Annotated in this window: 13 protein-coding genes and 3 tRNA genes; 8 read left to right on the top strand and 8 right to left on the bottom strand. The window is 71.5% G+C overall.

Annotated features, from left to right (window positions below; all coding sequences use genetic code 11):
* The first annotated feature begins 47 nt into the window (after positions 1–47).
* A complete protein-coding gene (locus tag OG975_RS41550) occupies positions 48–893 on the top strand; it encodes a hypothetical protein (protein WP_406334777.1) in 846 nt (281 codons plus the stop codon).
* Positions 894–911: 18 nt separating this feature from the next.
* Here the strand turns inward: OG975_RS41550 and OG975_RS41545 are convergent.
* Positions 912–991 (bottom strand) — tRNA-Trp (locus OG975_RS41545).
* Between the two features lie 90 nt (positions 992–1,081).
* On the opposite strand from OG975_RS41545, the gene OG975_RS41540 reads away from it, so the two are divergent.
* A complete protein-coding gene (locus OG975_RS41540; protein ID WP_406334776.1) occupies positions 1,082–2,479 on the top strand; it encodes a DUF2201 family putative metallopeptidase in 1,398 nt (465 codons plus the stop codon).
* A gap of 97 nt (positions 2,480–2,576) precedes the next feature.
* Complete coding sequence (locus OG975_RS41535; RefSeq protein WP_406334775.1) at positions 2,577–4,391, top strand: AAA family ATPase; 1,815 nt, start codon at positions 2,577–2,579, stop codon at positions 4,389–4,391.
* Here OG975_RS41535 and OG975_RS41530 read toward each other — a convergent pair whose 3' ends face one another.
* From OG975_RS41530 to OG975_RS41515, 4 genes are all read right to left on the bottom strand, one after another.
* Positions 4,392–5,645, bottom strand: a complete 1,254-nt coding sequence (locus tag OG975_RS41530; protein WP_406334774.1) for a ribonuclease inhibitor — start codon at positions 5,643–5,645, stop codon at positions 4,392–4,394.
* Positions 5,642–6,988, bottom strand: a complete 1,347-nt coding sequence (locus tag OG975_RS41525) for an SDR family NAD(P)-dependent oxidoreductase (RefSeq protein ID WP_406334773.1) — start codon at positions 6,986–6,988, stop codon at positions 5,642–5,644. Before OG975_RS41525 ends, OG975_RS41530 begins: the two co-directional genes overlap by 4 nt.
* A gap of 28 nt (positions 6,989–7,016) precedes the next feature.
* Positions 7,017–7,088, bottom strand: a tRNA-Ser gene (locus tag OG975_RS41520).
* Positions 7,089–7,098: 10 nt separating this feature from the next.
* Positions 7,099–7,170: transfer RNA gene (locus tag OG975_RS41515), tRNA-Ala, on the bottom strand.
* Positions 7,171–7,266: 96 nt separating this feature from the next.
* Here OG975_RS41515 and OG975_RS41510 point away from each other — a divergent pair.
* Positions 7,267–9,738 carry a hypothetical protein gene (locus OG975_RS41510; RefSeq protein WP_406334772.1) on the top strand — a complete coding sequence of 824 codons (2,472 nt, stop codon included), beginning with the start codon at positions 7,267–7,269 and terminating at the stop codon, positions 9,736–9,738.
* A 36-nt stretch (positions 9,739–9,774) separates the two neighbouring features.
* Here the strand turns inward: OG975_RS41510 and OG975_RS41505 are convergent, their stop codons facing one another.
* The gene (locus OG975_RS41505; protein ID WP_327433618.1) at positions 9,775–10,023 is read right to left on the bottom strand and encodes a WhiB family transcriptional regulator; all 249 of its coding nucleotides are present in this window, start codon (positions 10,021–10,023) and stop codon (positions 9,775–9,777) included.
* 270 nt (positions 10,024–10,293) lie between these two features.
* On the opposite strand from OG975_RS41505, the gene OG975_RS41500 reads away from it, so the two are divergent.
* On the top strand, positions 10,294–11,085 hold the full coding sequence (locus tag OG975_RS41500) for a VOC family protein (RefSeq protein WP_406334771.1): 792 nt from the start codon (positions 10,294–10,296) through the stop codon (positions 11,083–11,085).
* Positions 11,086–11,288: 203 nt separating this feature from the next.
* Here the strand turns inward: OG975_RS41500 and OG975_RS41495 are convergent, their stop codons facing one another.
* Positions 11,289–12,128 carry a patatin-like phospholipase family protein gene (locus OG975_RS41495; protein WP_406334770.1) on the bottom strand — a complete coding sequence of 280 codons (840 nt, stop codon included), beginning with the start codon at positions 12,126–12,128 and terminating at the stop codon, positions 11,289–11,291.
* Between the two features lie 102 nt (positions 12,129–12,230).
* Here OG975_RS41495 and OG975_RS41490 point away from each other — a divergent pair, with 102 nt between their 5' ends.
* On the top strand, positions 12,231–12,899 hold the full coding sequence (locus tag OG975_RS41490; protein ID WP_406334769.1) for a TetR/AcrR family transcriptional regulator: 669 nt from the start codon (positions 12,231–12,233) through the stop codon (positions 12,897–12,899).
* A gap of 20 nt (positions 12,900–12,919) precedes the next feature.
* Here the strand turns inward: OG975_RS41490 and OG975_RS41485 are convergent, their stop codons facing one another.
* Positions 12,920–13,966 carry a LacI family DNA-binding transcriptional regulator gene (locus OG975_RS41485; protein WP_406334768.1) on the bottom strand — a complete coding sequence of 349 codons (1,047 nt, stop codon included), beginning with the start codon at positions 13,964–13,966 and terminating at the stop codon, positions 12,920–12,922.
* 142 nt (positions 13,967–14,108) lie between these two features.
* On the opposite strand from OG975_RS41485, the gene OG975_RS41480 reads away from it, so the two are divergent.
* Positions 14,109–14,990, top strand: a complete 882-nt coding sequence (locus tag OG975_RS41480) for a hypothetical protein (protein ID WP_406334767.1) — start codon at positions 14,109–14,111, stop codon at positions 14,988–14,990.
* Between the two features lie 99 nt (positions 14,991–15,089).
* Complete coding sequence (locus OG975_RS41475; protein WP_406334766.1) at positions 15,090–17,186, top strand: HEAT repeat domain-containing protein; 2,097 nt, start codon at positions 15,090–15,092, stop codon at positions 17,184–17,186.
* Positions 17,187–17,209: the final 23 nt, after the last annotated feature.

Below are 17,209 nucleotides of genomic sequence, written 5' to 3'. Positions count from 1 at the left end.
CCGATTTCGCGGTGCGGTCCGGCGCGCACCTGCGGCATCATGCGGCCATGTACGAGAACAGCACGTCATCGCGGGCGGTCGGCTTCCTGCTGGACCTGGTCGAGGCCGACGACGCCGAGCGGGCACGCCGGCGGATCGGGCTGCAACAGCCCGCGACCGAGGAGTCGTTGGACACGCAACGCAAGCTGTTCTCCTGGTGGACGCAGACGGCCGTGCCGTCCTCCGTGCTGCTGTGGGTCCTGGAGGAGGACGATCCGGAGCTGAACGCCATCGTGTGGCGGCACGTGTCGGCGGACGACGCGATGCGCCGCGCCATCGTGCGCGGCGTGCCGCACGGTCCCGGCCGCACCCGTGCCGTACGGGTGGCGAAGCCGCTGGCCCGGGACCAGGAGCCCCCGGTACCCGGGCACTTCACCCAGTACGGACTCATCGGCGCGCTGCGGGCGTCCACCTCCATGGGACCCGCCAGGTCGGCCGCGTCCATGGTTCTCGGGCGCCCCGGCTGGCAGGCGGTCACCGATGCGGACCGGGAGCGTCCGCTGCCCGGCTATGCGCGGTGGGCGCTGTCCGTGCGCCCCGACTGCCCGCCATCGCTGCGCGCCCAGTTGGGCTCGCACGCGAAGTTCGCCCATCGGGTGCGGCAGGCGGGCGTCATCGAGGGGCCCGCCCAGTACGCCACCGCATGGAGCCCCGCGAGCAAGGTGCTGCAGGTGCTGTCCCTGGGGCGGCCCCTTTTCCCGACGCGCGTCCAGGAGGCCGAGGACGCGCTACGGCCGCTCGTACGGGACCATTTGGGAGACCGTGAGGACGCCTGGGCGGTGCTCGCCCAGCTGATCGGGACGTTCCAAGGGAGCGTTCCGGAGCTGGTGATCACCGCGGGAGCGATCGCCTGACCGGTACCTTCCTTGCAGTGGGGGGGCGGGGCGGCTGGATTCGAACCAGCGTGTTCTGGTTTTGGAGACCGGTGCGCCTGCCTCTGCGCTACGGCCCCGCCCTTGGCGCAGAGGGTAATGCCTTGGCCCGATGTCAGTGCGGCCTGGTACCAAAGAGGCAATGGGGGAGATCGGACACGGGGGCGGGCATGGCGTACGGAGAGCGGGGGCGACGGCCTGTCGTCGATCTGGCGGACCGCAGGGCGCTGGAGCGGTTCCGGCCGGCCGACGCGGAGGTCGTCGAGCAGGCGCGACGGCTCAAGGAGGCCGCGCTGCTGGACTTCGGACTGACGGAGTCGGCGGTGGCCTCCTGGCTGTACGCGAAGTGCCACCACCAGCTGGCGACGACAGCGGTGGACACGGCGGCCGTGGTGGCCTCCGGCGACGGTTCCTGTCTGCTGCTCTACAACCCGGGCTTTTTCGTACGACTCGGCCTGGACGGCGTGAAGTTCGTGCTGTTCCACGAGGCCCGGCATCTGGTGCAGCGGCATCTGTTCGCCGACCCGGAGCTGCGCGCGGACCCGGTCTTCGAGGTGGCCACGGAGGTGTCCATCAACCATGTGGCGCTGGTGCGGCTCGGCAGGGACGGCCTCCCCCTGCTGGACGGCCGCCCGACGGGCATCGATCCGCGCAAGGTCCACGAAGCGTACCGGGAGGACCTGCTCGCGCAGGGTCTTGAGCCGGTCGTGTACGACGAGTTCACCCGGACCGACATGACGGTCTACGGCGAGCTGAAGAGGATGAGGAAGCCCCCGGTTCCCGCCGGACGGCTGTGTGTGCATCTGACGTCCGACGTGCCCGCCGACCAGGAGACCGTCGACGAGGTCTCCTCCTCCGCGCTGCTCAACGCGCTGCTCGCGGCCCGCCGCGGGCACGCGGGCGCCGAGCAGGAGCTGCTGGACCTGATGGGCCGCACCGAGGACGCTTCGGCGCGGGCCGCGAAGATCTGGGGGCAGCTGGGCGCCGGTGAGCTGCGCGGCGAGACCGCGCGGACGCGGACGGTCGACTGGTGGCAGCGCTGGCTGGTCGACGTGCTCGGTTCGAAACTGCGTGACGGCGAGCGGCTGGTGTACCCGAAGAAGCGGGGTGCGCTGCTCGCGGCGCTGGGCCAGGACCCGATGCTCTCGCGGCGCGGCCCGGTGCGCGACAAGGTCCTCGTCATCGCGTACGACACCTCGGGCTCCATGCCCGCCCGGGTGGTCGACTGGCTCACCGACCTCGTCGGACGGATCGACGGGGTCGAGGCGCACTGGCTGTCCTTCGATGCCGTGGTGATGCCTTTCGAGCCGGGCGGCCGGGTCTACGGCGGAGGCGGCACGAGCTTCCAGGCCGTCGCGGACTACGTGGAGGGGCGTACGGAGGTGAACGGCCGCCGCTGCGAGGTGAGTCCGGACGCCGTGGTGATGCTGACCGACGGATACGCCCCGCCGATCACGCCCGCCGAGCCCGACAAATGGATCTGGCTGATCACCGAGGGCGGCCATGCGTGGCCCGACAGCCACATACCGGCGATGGACTGCCATCGCGTGAGCACCGGATCGCACTAGCTGCCCTCGGGTGACCACGGCCACGGTTCACGCCGGCCGCCCCGACGTGACCAGACCACTGGGGCAACTCCCCTCAGCACAGGACCAGGCAGGACGGATGACTACCGCCACCAACCCCACCCACCCCGACCGCACCGCGCCCGCGCCCTCCCGCCTCGAGTCGTTCATCGACGCGATGATCGACATGGGGCAGACGGGCCAGATCTTCGGCGAGCACGGCATCGGCAAGACGGCGACGTTCTTCTCGCATGTGGCGCGCGCCCACCCCGGCGCCACGCTGGTCTACGTGCCCGCGGCGAACCTCACCCCGGACGACCTGCTGGTCAACGCGCCGGTACGGGACCCGCGCACCGGCGAACTCGTGCTGCGCCAGCTGGTGATGAGCCAGCTGAAGCCCGGCACGCCGTTCGTGCTGCTCATCGACGACTCGCTCCAGGCCGGTGAGACGATCCAGTCGCAGCTGATGCAGATCGCCTGCAACTGGACGCTGGGCGAGCACGATCTGCGCGCCCTGGGCTGCATCGGTGTCTTCCTCACCGACAACGAGTCGCTGTCCGAGACCTCGGCACGGCGCAGCGACCTGGCACTCCTGGACCGCATGGTCACGATGCGGATCACCGCGAACGACACCTCGTGGCGGCGCCATCTCGCGGCCAAGTACCGCGAATGGGACCTGGATCCGGTGTTCTCCCTGTGGGCGTCCCTCAGCCCCACGCTCCGCGAACGGCTGTCGCCGCGCACGCTGGACCATGTCCTGGCCAACGCCCGGGAGGGCTTCCCGCTGCGCTGGGCCCTGCCGCTGGTGGGCGGCGAGCGGCTGCGGCTCGTCGAGCCCCGCCCGGACGGAAAGCCCGGCCAGAACCGTACGGCCGAGATCCTGGACCGGATCGCCGAGCACGTGGGCGTGTCCAATCCGTCGACGATCCCCGATCCCGTCCGTCAGGTCGTGCGGGCCGCGCTGCGCAATCGCTGGACGGTGCTGCTGCAGGGCCCGCCGGGCTGCGGGAAGACGGAGCTCGTGCGGGAGACGGTGCGCGAGGGGCTGGGCCGGGAGCCGCTGTACTTCTCGCTGCCGGTGACCAATGTCGAGGACCTGTGCGCGCCGATCCCGTCGGCGGACGGCACGCTCGACAACCTGCTCGCGGCGGGCTTCACGGGGCCCGAGCCGAAGGCGATCGTCTGGGACGAGTACAACCGCCCCAAGGACAAGGCCGCCTTCGCCAAGCTGATGGAGATCACCCAGGAGTGGTCGCTGGCGGGGCGCCGGATCGAGAACCTGCGGGCGCAGATAGCCGTACAGAATCCGCCGTACCACCTGGGCCGCAAGCTCCTGGTCTCGCGGAACAACATCGCTCAGGCGACCCGTTTCACGGCCTCGCTGACGGTCGAGCCCGAGGACATCCCCGCCAATGAGTGGCTGCTCGCGCGGTACGGCTCGGACGCCGAGACCGTTCTGGAGTGGTGGAAGCACGACATCGACGACGACGGCCGCGCCTGGATCACCAAGCGGACCCTGGAGCGCCTCATCAAGCTGCACCGGCGCGGGCTGCCGCTGGAGATGGCCACGGTCTATCTCGGCGACGGCGAGTACGCCCCGGTGCCGCTGACGGCGCTCGTCGACCGCCTGAGCGGACGCCCGGTGACCGGTCTGCGCGAGCTCGCGCGCGAGGCGGACGCCTGGGAGGCCCGGCTGCGGCGCGCGGCGGAGCACTCCGACGAGGGTGCCAATGACAGCGATGTGGTGCACCAGGTCCTTGCCAACGCCGAGCTGTCCCAGTTGAAGAAGCATCGGAAGGTGGTGGCCCGCCTTGTGCCGCTGCTGCCGCCGAAACTGCGGGCGACGTATCTGGTGGGGGCGACGCAGGAGCAGCAGCGGTTCTGGACGGAGATATTCATGGGCATGCGGCGCTGATCACCGGTCGTCGTCGCCGTCCGGGGGCGCCGTGCGGTGCACGCTGCGTACGGCGGCGACGTCGGCCGGGACCGACGGCATCGGGACGTGCGCGCTCAGCGCTTCCAGGCGCCGCTTGACGCTGGTCGCGATGCCTTGTCCGAGGACGAAGCGGGTGGCCGTGACGGCGCTCGGTGCGGTGTCGAGGAGGCGGTGGGCCTCGCGGCTGCGCATGCCGGTGTGGGTGAGGACGAGATGGGTGAGGCGGTGTTCGGCGCTCGCGAGGGCGTCCGCGATCGCCTCGGCGGCCGTGAGGTCGACACGGTTGTCGGCCGCTCCGAGGACGGCAGCCGCCCGTACGCGCCCCAGGTCGAGCAGCGTGACCCCGGCCGCGGTCGCCGCCGTCACCAGTCGGGCGGCGGCTCCCGGCCCGATGCCGTTGCTGGCGACGGAGAGCCGGGCGAGCCGTCCGTGCGGCGCCCGTTCCAGCGCGGCGGCGAGCCGGAGCGCGCCCCCGTCGCCCAACCGCGCCGCCGACACATAGAGTTCGTCGATCGCGCCCGCGACGATCAGCGCCGCGAGGGGTACGGCGCCGTCCGCGCCCAACGGGTTGCCGCCGATGAACAGCCGCTCGATGCGGCGCCCGTTCTCCGCCGCGGCGAGGAGGGCGTCGGCGAGGACGACCGTGCCCGCCGCGTCGAGCCCGGTCTGGACGAGGTCGAGGGTGCGCAACGACCGTGCGGCTTCGATGAGTTCGGCGGCAGCCTGCCCTCCTGCGCTGCCGAGCGGGTTGCGCTTGAGCCACACCCCGGTGACGACGCGTGGCGAGGCTCGCAGGTTGTCGGCGATGCGGCAGGCGCCGCCCGCGGTGATGCCGTTGCAGCCGAGATAGAGCGTCTCGACGTCCGCGCCCGCTGACACGGCGGCGGCGCCCTCGTCGCCGAGCCCGTCGGTGCCGAGCAGCAGATGCCGTACGGGGGACGGCCCTTCGGACCGTTCGGACAGCGCCTCGGCGACCAGCGCGGCACCCTGCGCCCCGATCCCCTGCTTGCACAGGTCGAGCCGGCCGTCGGGCAGCGCCGTACCCGCCGTGAAGTCCAGCCGCTCCCCGGCCGGACGGCCACCGCGCAACCAGTCGAGCAACGGCGCCAGTTCGGCCACCGGACGGGGCACGACCGGCGGCACGCCCGCGAACTTCGCCCCGGACGCCGGCTCGGTCTCAGGCTCGGGCTCCGGCTCCGGCTCCGGCTCGGGCTCCGGCTCCGGCTCGCTCACCACTCCGCCTCCCGGTAGTCCTTGAGGAACACGCCGGACAGGGGCTCGCCCGCCTCACCGCGCACGATCGGGTCGTACACCCGGGCCGCCCCGTCCACGATGTCCAGGGGCGTACGGAACCCCGCACCCGCCATCCGCTCCTTCTTCGGAGCGGGGTTCTCGTCGGTGATCCAGCCGGTGTCGACGGCGCACATGTGCACGCCCTGCTGCGCCAGTTCGGCGGCGCTCGTGCGGGTGAGCATGTTGAGGGCGGCCTTGGCCATATTGGTGTGCGGATGGCCGGCCATCTTGTTGCGGACGGCGAAGCGGCCCTCGACGGCCGTCACGTTGACGACATAGCGGCGCGGGTGCGGCGAGGCGAGGAGCAGCGGAAGCAGCCGGTCGCAGAGCAGCGCCGGGGCGAGCGCGTTGACCAGTTGGGTCTCCAGCACCTCGGCCGGGTCGAGTGCGCCGAGCCGGGCCGACCAGGAGTTGTCCGGGGAGGGGTCGGGCAGCAGGCCCGCCTCGTCGGCCTCGCGCAGTACGACGGGCAGCGCCGAGGGGCCTCCCTCCAGCGCGCGCATCGGCGTGAACCCCGGTGCCTGCCGGGCTCCCTCGGGCAGCCCGGCGTACTCCCCCGCGGTCAGCAACGCGTACGACTCCGGGGGCCGTCGCACCGTCTGCGCGGCGTTGTTCACCAGGATGTCGAGCGGCTCGCCCTCCTGCCGCAACTGCTCGCACAGCCCGAGGACCTGCCGTGGATCACGCAGGTCGACGGCCAGTACCGTCAGCCGGTCCAGCCACTTCCCGCTCCCCGGCTCGGCCCGGAAGCGGCGCACGGTGTCGTGCGGGAAACGGCTGGTGACCAGCAGTTCGGCGCCGTCGCGCAGCATCATCAGGGCCAGCTGGAAGCCGATCTTGACCCTGCCCCCGGTGAGCAGCGCACGGCGGCCGCTGAGGTCGGTGGCGAGGGCGCGCCGGGCGGTGTTGTCGGCGGCGCAGTCCGGGCACAGCCGGTGATAGAAGGAGTCGACCTGTCGATAGGACGTCTTGCAGACGTAGCAGGTGCGCGGCTTGCTGAAGACGCCTCCCGCACCGGCCGTAGCCGGGTGGTGGGCCAGCGGCGCGTCCTCCCGCCGGTCGAGCGCGCCCGTCGCGGTCGCGGCCATGGCGGCCGCGTCGGCGGCGGACAGCTCGGCGCCGCGCACCTTGCGCCTGCGCACCCGCCCGTCGCGCGCGAAGGACGCGGCGACCTGCTCGGCCCGCAGCCGCACCGGGTCGTCCACGGGCAGCGCCCGCAGCTTTCCGACCGCACGGTGGAAGGCCGCCAGCTCGTCCTCCGTGATCCCGCCACCCTCACTCATGTGTCCCCGCCCCGGCTGTGCTCTGAAGTGGTCCCGGCCGGATTCGAACCGGCGTATCCGCCTGAGCAAGGCGGCGAGTCTGCCTCTGCTCTACAGGACCGGCGCGCGGGTCCGGGCGGCCGGATTCGAACCGGCGTTTCCTGCATGCCATGCAGGTGCGCCTGCCTCTGCGCTACGCCCGGATGCGCTCCCGGATCTTAACCGCACGCACACTGACCCGCCGTACCGATTTACGGCCCGCCTCCGCGGTGCAACGGTGCCCTCAGGGGGTGAACACCATGGCCCAGACCCATGAGTGGATGTTCTACGAGGTCATGTGGCGCAGTTGGGCGGGGCGGGCGCAGGTCCCGTATCCCGTGCCCTGGTGGGCTCAGCAGGCCTTTCGGCGCTGGAGCGACGACTTCGACGCCGGTACGTACGACTCGAAGGAGGCGGCCTTCGCCTCCAATGCCCTGTACCGCTACTGGAACATGGTCGGCGTCAAGGACCATCGTCAGGAGTCCCTGATCGGGCAGGCGGGCGAGATCGAGCCGGTCTACGACAAGTACTGTCTCTCGTTCTTCCTGTACGACCCGGCGACGGGCGCACTGCGGCTGCCCCAACTGCCGGACACCGGAAGCGTCGAGCAGCGTATGGAGGCACCGCATCTGCCGGTCGTGCTGACCACGTTCCGTACGCCGGAGGGCGTGGAGTTCGTGCAGCGGACGTTCGCCACGCCGGTGGGCCCGCGCCGGCGCGACCTCGTCGTCACCCGGGTGACCGTGGGCAGCCCGACCGGGCAGCCGCGCGAGGGGCTGCTCTGCGCGGCGCTGATGCCGGCCGGGCCGAGCGGCTTCCAGCGGCACGACCGCAACGGCCGGCAGATCACCGACCGCCGCCTCACGTATCTGCGCCATCTGCCGGACGAACAGCGCGTGGAGACCAACTCGGGCTGGGGGCCGGTCTTCGACACCGCGCCCGACCAGTACGGGGTGTACGGCAATCCGGACTTCTCGTTCGACCCGGACGCGTATGTCTCGCACAGCCCGTTCCACGACCTCGTGACGGGCGGGAAGCTGAACGGCGCGGTGGAGGCGCAGGACCAGGTGGCCGGGTTGTGCAGCGCGGTGTTCGGCTGGCCGTTCCGGGTCGCGGAGGACGAGGTCTTCGAGATCGACGTACGGCTGCCCGTGGACCTGTTCAGCGGGCCGGCCGATCTGGCGGAGCTGCGGGCGACCCCGGTGGCCGAACTGGAGTTGGCCAACCGGGACTTCTGGACGGCCAAGCTTCTCGGCCAAGGCCTGCAACCCCAACTTCCGCGCCCGGTAGGTCATCTGACCGACCTCTTCCGGCAGGCGCGCTCGCAGCTGCTGATCCTCTCCGACGGGGGTGAGATCCATCCGGGCCCGACGGTGTACGACTCGTTCTGGATCCGCGACTCGTCGGTGGAGGCTACGGCGTGCTCTCTCGTCGGCGACTCCGCCCTGGCGGAAACCCAGTTGGGCACGCACTATCCGCTGAAGTTCAACCTGGGCGGCGGGCGCGTCGGGCCCTGCGCCGAGTACGGCTTCTACGGCGGCCCGCACGAGAAGGACGACCACGAGTGGGACAGCAACGGCCAGGCATTGTGGGCGATCGGCCGCTTCGACCGGACGAGCGGGGCCGCCGCGGCCTTCGGGGCGAAGCTGTATGTGCCGTACGTGCGCGATGCCGCCCGCTGGATCCGTGACAACCGTGACGGATATGGGCTGTTGCACCAGGGCTGGAGCGCCGAACACCTCGGCGAACGCGACAAGCGGCACTTCTGGGACGACTTCTGGGCGCTGGCCGGGCTCTATGAGGCGGCCCGCCTCGCCGAGCGGATCGGCGCGCCCGAAGTGCCGGAACTCTGGGGCGCCTTCGACGACTTGAAGCGGGCCACCGGCGACGCGATCCGCTGGGTGCTGGGCGAGCAGCGCTCGCGCGGCGCGTGGGAGACGTACATTCCGACCGGCCCCGACGACATCGGACGGCTCGACTCGACACTGATCGGCGCGGCGGCGTACTTCCATCCGCTGCGCCTGCACATGGGCAGCAAGCTGGGCGACGACGTGGACCGCGCGGCACGCTTCACGCTCGACACGATGTATGCCCACTTCGTGACCGGCGGCTACCGCCACGAGGCGGCCTGGAACGCGTACGGACCGTATCTCACCCTCCAGTTGGCGCACGCCTATCTGCTCGCCGGTGACCCGGCCCGGATGGACGAGCTGCTCGGCTGGGTGGTCGGCGCGGGCTTCCCGGAGACAGCGGGGCGGCCCGCCGCGCTGGGCGCGTGGAACGAGCAGCACGCCTTCCCCATCGCCTCGGACTTCGCCGAAGTCCCCTACCGGCACTGGTACATGGGCGACATGCCGCACGGCTGGGCAGCCGCCGAGTATCTGCTGCTGATCCGCGACATCCTCTTCTTCGAGGCCGACGAGGACCACGACCCGCATGTGTACATCGCGCCGGGCGTACGCCCGCACTGGGTTGCGGCGGGCGAAAGGGTCGCGGTGGACGCGGCGCCCACGCTCTTCGGGGAGCCGTTCGGATACCGGCTCACGCACGATCCGGTCGCGCGGACGGTGACGGTGGACATCACGCAGGCGCCGGAGCGGGTGCGGTTCGTCTATCCGTGCCGGTTCGGCGCGGTACGGTCGGCGTCCGCGGGCGGACGGCAGCTTGCGGTGACGGGGAACGACGTACAGATACCGGCCGGGACGTGGCAGTTCACGGTGTCGTACGACTGAGGGGGTAGCTGGTGTCGTACGGCTGAAAGGACCCGGTCAGTTGTGGTCAGTGCGCCGGAGGCCGAGGCGCTCCTTCTCGGAGAGGCCGCCCCAGACCCCGAAGCGCTCGTCGTTGCTCAGCGCGTATTCGAGGCACGCGGAGCGCATCTCGCACATCCCGCAGATGCGCTTCGCCTCGCGCACCGAGCTGCCCGGCTCGGGAAAGAAGAAGTCGGCCCCCGTCTGCGCGCACAGCGCCTGCTGCTGCCAGGCGATGTCGGACGGAGTGATCGTTTCCAGGTGCATGGCAAGATCGTGCCTCGGGGCGAAAAACGTTCGATCAACGCGCGATCAACGGCGCGTTCCGAAGTGCCCGGCGGCCCCTGATGATGGCGCCGCCGAAGGGGACAGCGCACGGCGGCGCGCGGGGAGCGTGAAAACAAGGCGAACTCTCACGGTCACCCAGGGTAACCGTGGCAGTCGCCCCATTCCGCCCGCGCGCTCCGGCAGCGATTGTCAGTGGGCGGTGCAAGACTCGGCAGTGCAGGCAACGGGACCCCTCAAAGGAGGGCAATGATGCTCACCACCCGTTTTGTCACCGGCGCGCCGAACTGGCTGGATGTCGGCACATCCGACATCGACGGCGCCATCTCCTTCTACGGAGGCCTCTTCGGCTGGCAGTTCCAGTCGGCGGGACCGGACGCCGGAGGCTATGGATTCTTCCAGCTCGACGGAAAGACCGTGGCCGGCGGCATGCAGACCACTCCTGAGCAGGGCCCGCCCTCCTGGACCGTGTACTTCCAGAGCCCTGACGCCGAGGCCACGGCCAAGGCGGCGGAGCACGCCAAGGGCGCCGTGCTCATGCAGCCCATGGATGTGATGGGCGAGGGCCACATGGCGATCCTGGCCGACGAGGCGGGCGTGCCCTTCGGCATCTGGCAGCCGGCCCGCACCAAGGGCCTGGACGTGGCGGGGGACGCCGGCTCGCTGTGCTGGGTCGAGCTGTACACCGCGGACATCGCCGCGGCCGCCGCGTTCTACGACTCGGTCTTCGGCTGGAACACCTCGGCGATGCCGTTCCCGGGCGGGACCTACACCTGCATCAACCCCGCGGGCACGGAGGAGGAGGCCATGTTCGGCGGCGTCGTCCCGCTGGCCGACGACCCGGTCGAGGCCGAATCGGGCGCGTACTGGCTGCCGTACTTCGAGGTCGGCGACACGGACGCCGTGGTCAGCAAGGCCCAGGAGCTGGGCGGCACCGTCCGGATGCCCGCGACGGACATGGAGGGCGTGGGCCGCATCGCGAAGCTCGCCGACCCGTACGGGGCACGCTTCGCGGTGATCAAGAGCGCGCAGCAGCAGAGCTGAGGCCCGGATTGGTGGGGTCCTCACGCGCCGGGCCCCACCGATTCGTCGTCGACTCCCGTGTACGGCGACGGGTCGACGCAGGCCGACTGGTACGAGGGCGCGAGCACACGTCACGCGGACGCGCCTAGTGCACGCACGCCAACTCCCCGCCGGTTAGCCCCTTTCCCGAACAATGGCCTACGCCTCAGGGGCCCCTGAGGCCATCAGCCGTGCCACACCTCGGCCACGGACTCCGCGAGGGCGGTGGCCTGGGCGTGGCCCGCGCGGGCAGCGGCCGGGCGGCGGGAGTTGTCCACCATGTTGCGGCCCATCGCACGGCGGGCGGTGCCGTCCGGGGTCAGGAGGCTGACGCGGGCCCCGTCCGCGGCCAGTTCGGCGGCCTGCCGCGGGGCACTCGGGTGCGGGCCGACCGCCTTGGGGATGGGTGAGATCGCGACGATACGACGGTGGCCGCGAGCCAGGTGGAGGTTGCCGGTCGAGCGGCTGCCGCCGTCCATCCAGCGGCGGCCCGCGGCGCTGACGGGCGGCCAGACCACGGGCACCGCGCAGCTCGCGGCGACCGCTTCGAGGAGGGTCACGCCCGAGCCCGCGTCGAACGCCTCAAGGTTGCCGGTTCGCGCGTCGACCGCCGTGATCCGCAACTCCCGCTCGGGCCACTGCCGTACATCGCCGAGCAAGGTGCCGACGGCGTCGAAGACTTCCGACTCGGGGGCGGTTCGGGCCGCCAGCGCGGCTCGGCCGAGGCGCTGGACAGAGCGCCTCGGGTCCCGCGAGCCGAGTGCGGCCCACAGGTAGCGAGCCGTCTGCCCCAGGGTGACGGTGAGACCAATGGGGTCAGCCCCGGCGAGCTGGTCCTCGTACAACTCGGCGGCGGTGACACCGGAGGCGAGCCGGGTGCCGAAGATCGCGCCCGCGGAGGTGCCGATCACGACATCGGCCGCGGCCACATCGAGACCGGCCTCGGCGAGTCCGCCGAGCACTCCGGCCATCCACGCCCCGCCGACCGCCCCGCCCCCACCAAGCACCAGCGCCGTGTCCGCCATCGGTCCACCCTTCCGTTCAAATGGGGAGTGCTCCCCACTTCCCGGGGCGACGATAGCATCGGTACCGGGGAATGGTCCCCGGTACTACCGAAGGGTGAGGTCATGACGCTCGGCGCGAACGGGCCGGAGGCGGCACCACGGCGGCGCGACGCCCGGCGCAACCGCGAGCTGCTGGTCGAGGCGGCCCGCGAGGTGTTCGCGGAACTGGGGCTTGACGCGCCACTGGACGTGATCGCCCGCCGGGCCGGCGTGGGAAACGCCACGCTGTACCGGCACTTCCCGAACCGCGCCGCGCTCGTCGACGATGTCTTCCGGGACACCCTGGCGGGGACCATGGCGGTCGGTGAACGGGCCCGGACGGCAGAGGACGCCTGGGCGGCGCTAGTGGACTACACGGAGGCGGTCTTCACCGGACTGGCCGCCGACCGCGGTGCGATCGACCTCATGACCACACGGCTGGAAGGCGTCGCCACGCTGGAGGCCGTGCACGCCCACAACCGGGAGACGGTGGACGCGCTCCTGCGCCGCGGCCGCGAACAGGGCACGGTGCGCGACGACCTCAGCACCGAGGACCTCCTCTTCGCTCTGGCCGCGCTCTCCCGCGCCGTCCCGGCGCTCACGGCCACGGCACCGGACGCCTGGCGCCGCGCGCTCGCCCTTCTCCTCGACGGCCTGCGCGCCTCACCGACCGCCGCCCCGCTTCCCGAGCCCTCGCTCACGGCGGCCCAACTTGGCGACGTCCTGGGGAACTTGGGGCCACACCGGGACTGAGCGAGGGGAAGCGCCGAGGCTCAGGCGGAGACCCTTCGTACGAGCGTCGTCGGCAACACCACACTGGAGGGATCGCCTCCCAGGCTCTCCTCGCCGGTCCCGCGGTCGAGGCGGCGCAGCAGGAGCCGAGCCATCAACCGGCCCATTTCCTCTATGTCCTGACGGACCGACGTCAGGGGCGGGTCCGTCTGCTCGGCGATCGGCAGCATGTCGTCGAACCCGATCACGGCGACGTCGTCGGGCACGCGCCGTCCCCGCTCGCGCAGTACGCGCAGGGCTCCCGAGGCCGACAGATCGTTCGCGGCGAACACCGCGTCCACGTCGGGGCGGCGCTCCAGCAGCTCCCGCATCGCGCGCTCGCCGCCCGCGGGCGTGAAGTCACCCTCGACGACGAGCGCCGGATCGCCGTCGACCATGACGTCCCGGAACCCGTCCAGCCGGTCGACCGCGGACGTCTGGTCGAGGGCGCCGGTGATGTGCGCGATCCGCGTACGCCCGAGCCCGACGAGGTGACGTACGGCCTCACGGGCGCCGCCCCGGTTGTCGCAGTCGACATACACCGTGGTTACGGAGTTACGGGCGCCGTCGCCCCAGCCGGGCCGGCCGCCGAACACGGTCGGCACGCCCGCTCCGTGGATCAGCCCGGGCAACGGGTCGTCGAGGTGCAGCGAGAAGACGAGGGCGCCGTCGACATGGCCGCCGGCGAGATAGCGGCCCACGCGTACATGGTCGTCGCGGCCCTCCGTGAGCAGCAGCACGAGTTGCGAGTCGTGTGCCGTCAACTCCTTGCTGATACCCCTGAGTTGGAGAGCGAAGAAGGGGTCCGCGAAGACCCTGGTCTCCGGTTCGGCGATCACGACGGCGACGGCGTCGTGCCGCCGCGTCACCAGGCTGCGCGCAGCCTGGTTGGGAACATAACCAAGCTCTTCGACGGCCCGCCTGACCCGCTCGACAAGGGGTTCGCGCACCCCGTCACCGCCGTTGACGACGCGCGACGCAGTGGCCCGGGAGACTCCGGCCCGGGCGGCCACGGCCTCCAGCGTGGGGCGCGACGCAGTTTCGGTCACCTCGGGGCTCCTCATCGGCGGTTGCGGGTCAGGATAGCCGCGCCACCAGTCACTTCGTGAGAGCGCTCCCGGATCACCGAAATCGGCTTGCGCCAGGGAGCCGGGTGCGTCGAAGATCGCCGTATGACCATGAGAAAGGCCCATGCGGCCTGACCGCCCCGCGACCCGGCTGGCCGGGTACGCCCATCTCCCCCGCGCCTATCGGGACCTGCACATCGTGCACAGCACGGTCGACGCCTTCGGGCGCGCCCACTGGCTGCTGACCGAGCATCCGCCCGAGCCTCGCGGCAAGGAGCCCTACGACGCCGTGGTCGTGACGGTCGAGGACGGCCGCACGTACGAGACGCATCTCAGCGCGGTACGAGCTCGGTTCGCCAAGCTCGACGCGCTGCCCGACGGGGGATTCGTCCTCGCGAGCGCCCGCAGCCGGCGCGATGAAGAACACGTCCAGGTCTTCGACGCCCTGGGGCGGTCCTCATGGACCTTCCGCGTGGGCGACGGCATCGAAGACCTCCTGACCGACGCGGCCGGAGACCTCTGGGTCGGCTACTTCGACGAAGGCGTCTACGGGAGCGACGAGTTGAGCTGGCCAGGCCTGCGCCGCTGGAGCAGCACCGGCGTCCCGTTGTGGGAGTACAAGCCCGGCCCCGAGCACGGCACGATCTCCGACTGCTACGCCCTGAACGTCGACACCCGGGCCGTCTGGGCCTGTCCCTACCAGAACTTCCCGCTGCTGGAGATCCGCGGCGACCGTGTCGTGCGCGCACGCGAGAATCCGGTCAAGGGAGCGAGCGGTTTCGCCGTCCACGCCGATCGCGTCCTGTTCTTCAGCCCCTACGGGGACGACCACAGCGAGATCGTCGACTGCCGGATCACCTTGAACGCGGTGGAGCCAGTCGCGTACGGGCGCCTGGTCCGCCCCGATGGCACCGATCTCGGCCGACGCCGTGTCGTCTGCCGCGGCCCCCGTATCTACGTGCAGGAAGAACCGTGCACGAACTGGGCCGTGCTGGACATCGGGTAAGGGTTCGGGGGACGTGCGTCCTGTCCGAGGCGTTGTCAGTGGCGTGCGGCATGCTGTGATCAGTGGCTGCCGTACGCCGCTGGGGACGGGGAGGTCTGTGTGTTCGCGGGGATCGAAGAGGTCGACTGGGCGTCGATGGGGCACGCCTACACCGAGTCGGCGACGGACGTGCCCGACCTGTTGTGGGGCCTCGCTTCGGACGACCCGGCCAGGCGCGACATCGCGCTGGACGGGATGTACGGGGCGGTGCACCACCAGGGAGATGTGTACGACAGCACGGTCGCGTGCATACCGTTCCTCTTCGAACTGATCGCGACGCCCACGGTGGCCGACCGGGACGCGATCGTCGGTCTGCTGCGCAGCATCGCGGGCGAGACGGAGCCCGATCCCGAGCAACTGGGGGGCATCTTCGAGGACGAGGAGGAGGACGCCGAGTGGATCCGGCCCTTCCTCGACGCCTCCGCGCTGATCCGCGGGCGCGCGGACTTCTTCCTCGGCCTTCTCGACGATCCGGACGCGGAGCTGCGCGCCGCGCTTCCGGGTGCGCTGGCCCATCTGCACTCCGACCCCGCGCGGGTGTTCGCCACGCTGCGCGACCGGCTGTCCGTCGAGTCCGACGCCGAGGCGGTACGGGCCCTCGCGCGCGCCATCGGCAGACTCGCCGTCGATCACGCGGAGACGCTCGGCGCCGAGGCGGGGCCGGTCCTGCGGGACATCGTGGACCACACGACCGACCCCGAGCTGCGCATGACCGGGCTCGCCCAACTGGCCCGCTGCGCGCCGAGCCTGCTGCCGGAGAACACCGCGGAGCTGGCGGTGGACGTCATGCGGCTCGCGTACGAGACGAAGCACGGAGCCGAGGAGGAGGAGAAGAAGGCACCGGAGCCGGAGCGGCCGCGCACGGACACGATGGTGTCCTATCTGCGGGAGCTGGAGGCCGGGCACCGCAAGAGCGTCGACGCCGATCTGGCCGACGACCTGCTGGAAGAGCTGCACCGAGCGCTCGGGGACCGCACGGAGGAGCGCTTCGACCTGCTCAACGAGCAGTTGCGCAGCCCCGACTGGGGCCAGCGCGTCGCAGCCGTCCGGATGAGCGGCCTGCTGCTGACGGGCTGGCGCGCGCCGAACGACCTGTCCGTGTTCCTGGTCGCCCAGCAACTCCTGGAGGAGGAACCCGACCTTTCCGAACGGGCCTTGGGCGAGCTGTCCTACGTGGCCCCGATCTCCGGCATCGTCGCGGACGTCCTCGCGGCGTGCGTCGAGGAATGGGACGAGGAGTGGGAGCCCGGCGGCTGGCAGCGGACGCTCTACGGCAGGGCGCTGGAGGCGCTGGCCCTCCAGGGTGACGAGCGGGCCGTGCCGGCGCTGGTCGACGTCATGGCGGAAGGCGGCGACATACCGGAGTACCTGGCCAAGTGGGTGGAGGAGATCGGCCCCGAGGCGGCGGCGCCGCTGGGCCCGGTGCTGCTCCGTCGGCTGGCCGCGCTCCCCTCCGATGACCGGAGCCAGGACAAGGGGCGCCTGATCGACACGCTGGGCGTGCTCGCGCCGGCCGAGGCGCTGCCGCTGCTCATCGGGTTGCTCCAGGACGAGCAGGGCAGGATGACCGTCTGGTCGGCCCTTCGGGCCCTCACCCGGTACGGCCGCGCGGCGGCCGAAGCAGCCCCGCGGCTCAGGGAGTTGGTGACCGACGAGACCACCTCGACCGAGGTCGGGCTGGACGCGGCGGAGGCGCTCTGGGCGGTGACGGGCGAGGTCGAGCCGGTGCTGGCCGTCGTACGCGCGGGCCTGGACTCGGACCACTGGTACGGGCGGTCGGCCGCCCTGCGGATCCTGCGCTCGCTCGGCCCTGCGGGCGCCCCGCTGGCCCCGCGGCTTCGGGAGCTGATCGCGGCCCACGGCACGAACGCCCCCGAGGCCGTCGCCCTGTGGAAGGTGACCGGCGACGCCGGGGCAGTGCTCCCGGCGCTGCTGAGCGAGTGGACGGCCACGCCCAGGAGCCGCCCAGCCACGGCGGCCTGTCTGGTCGAGATGGGCCCGGCAGCCGCCCCCGCCCTCCCCCTCATACGTGAGGAGTTGGCGTCCGTCCGCCGCCACAACAACGACAACTCAACAGGGAACATGCGCTACGACGTGGCCTCGGACGAGGCACTGCTGAGGGACTGCCGGACCATCGTGGCCACGCTCGGCGACTAGCGGGCCTCCTCCGGTCCTGACCC

The sequence above is a fragment of the Streptomyces sp. NBC_00203 genome (genome assembly GCF_045206325.1).
Taxonomy (GTDB): Bacteria; Actinomycetota; Actinomycetes; order Streptomycetales; family Streptomycetaceae; genus Streptomyces; species Streptomyces lutosisoli.
This window is presented reverse-complemented; position numbering and strand designations above follow the sequence as displayed.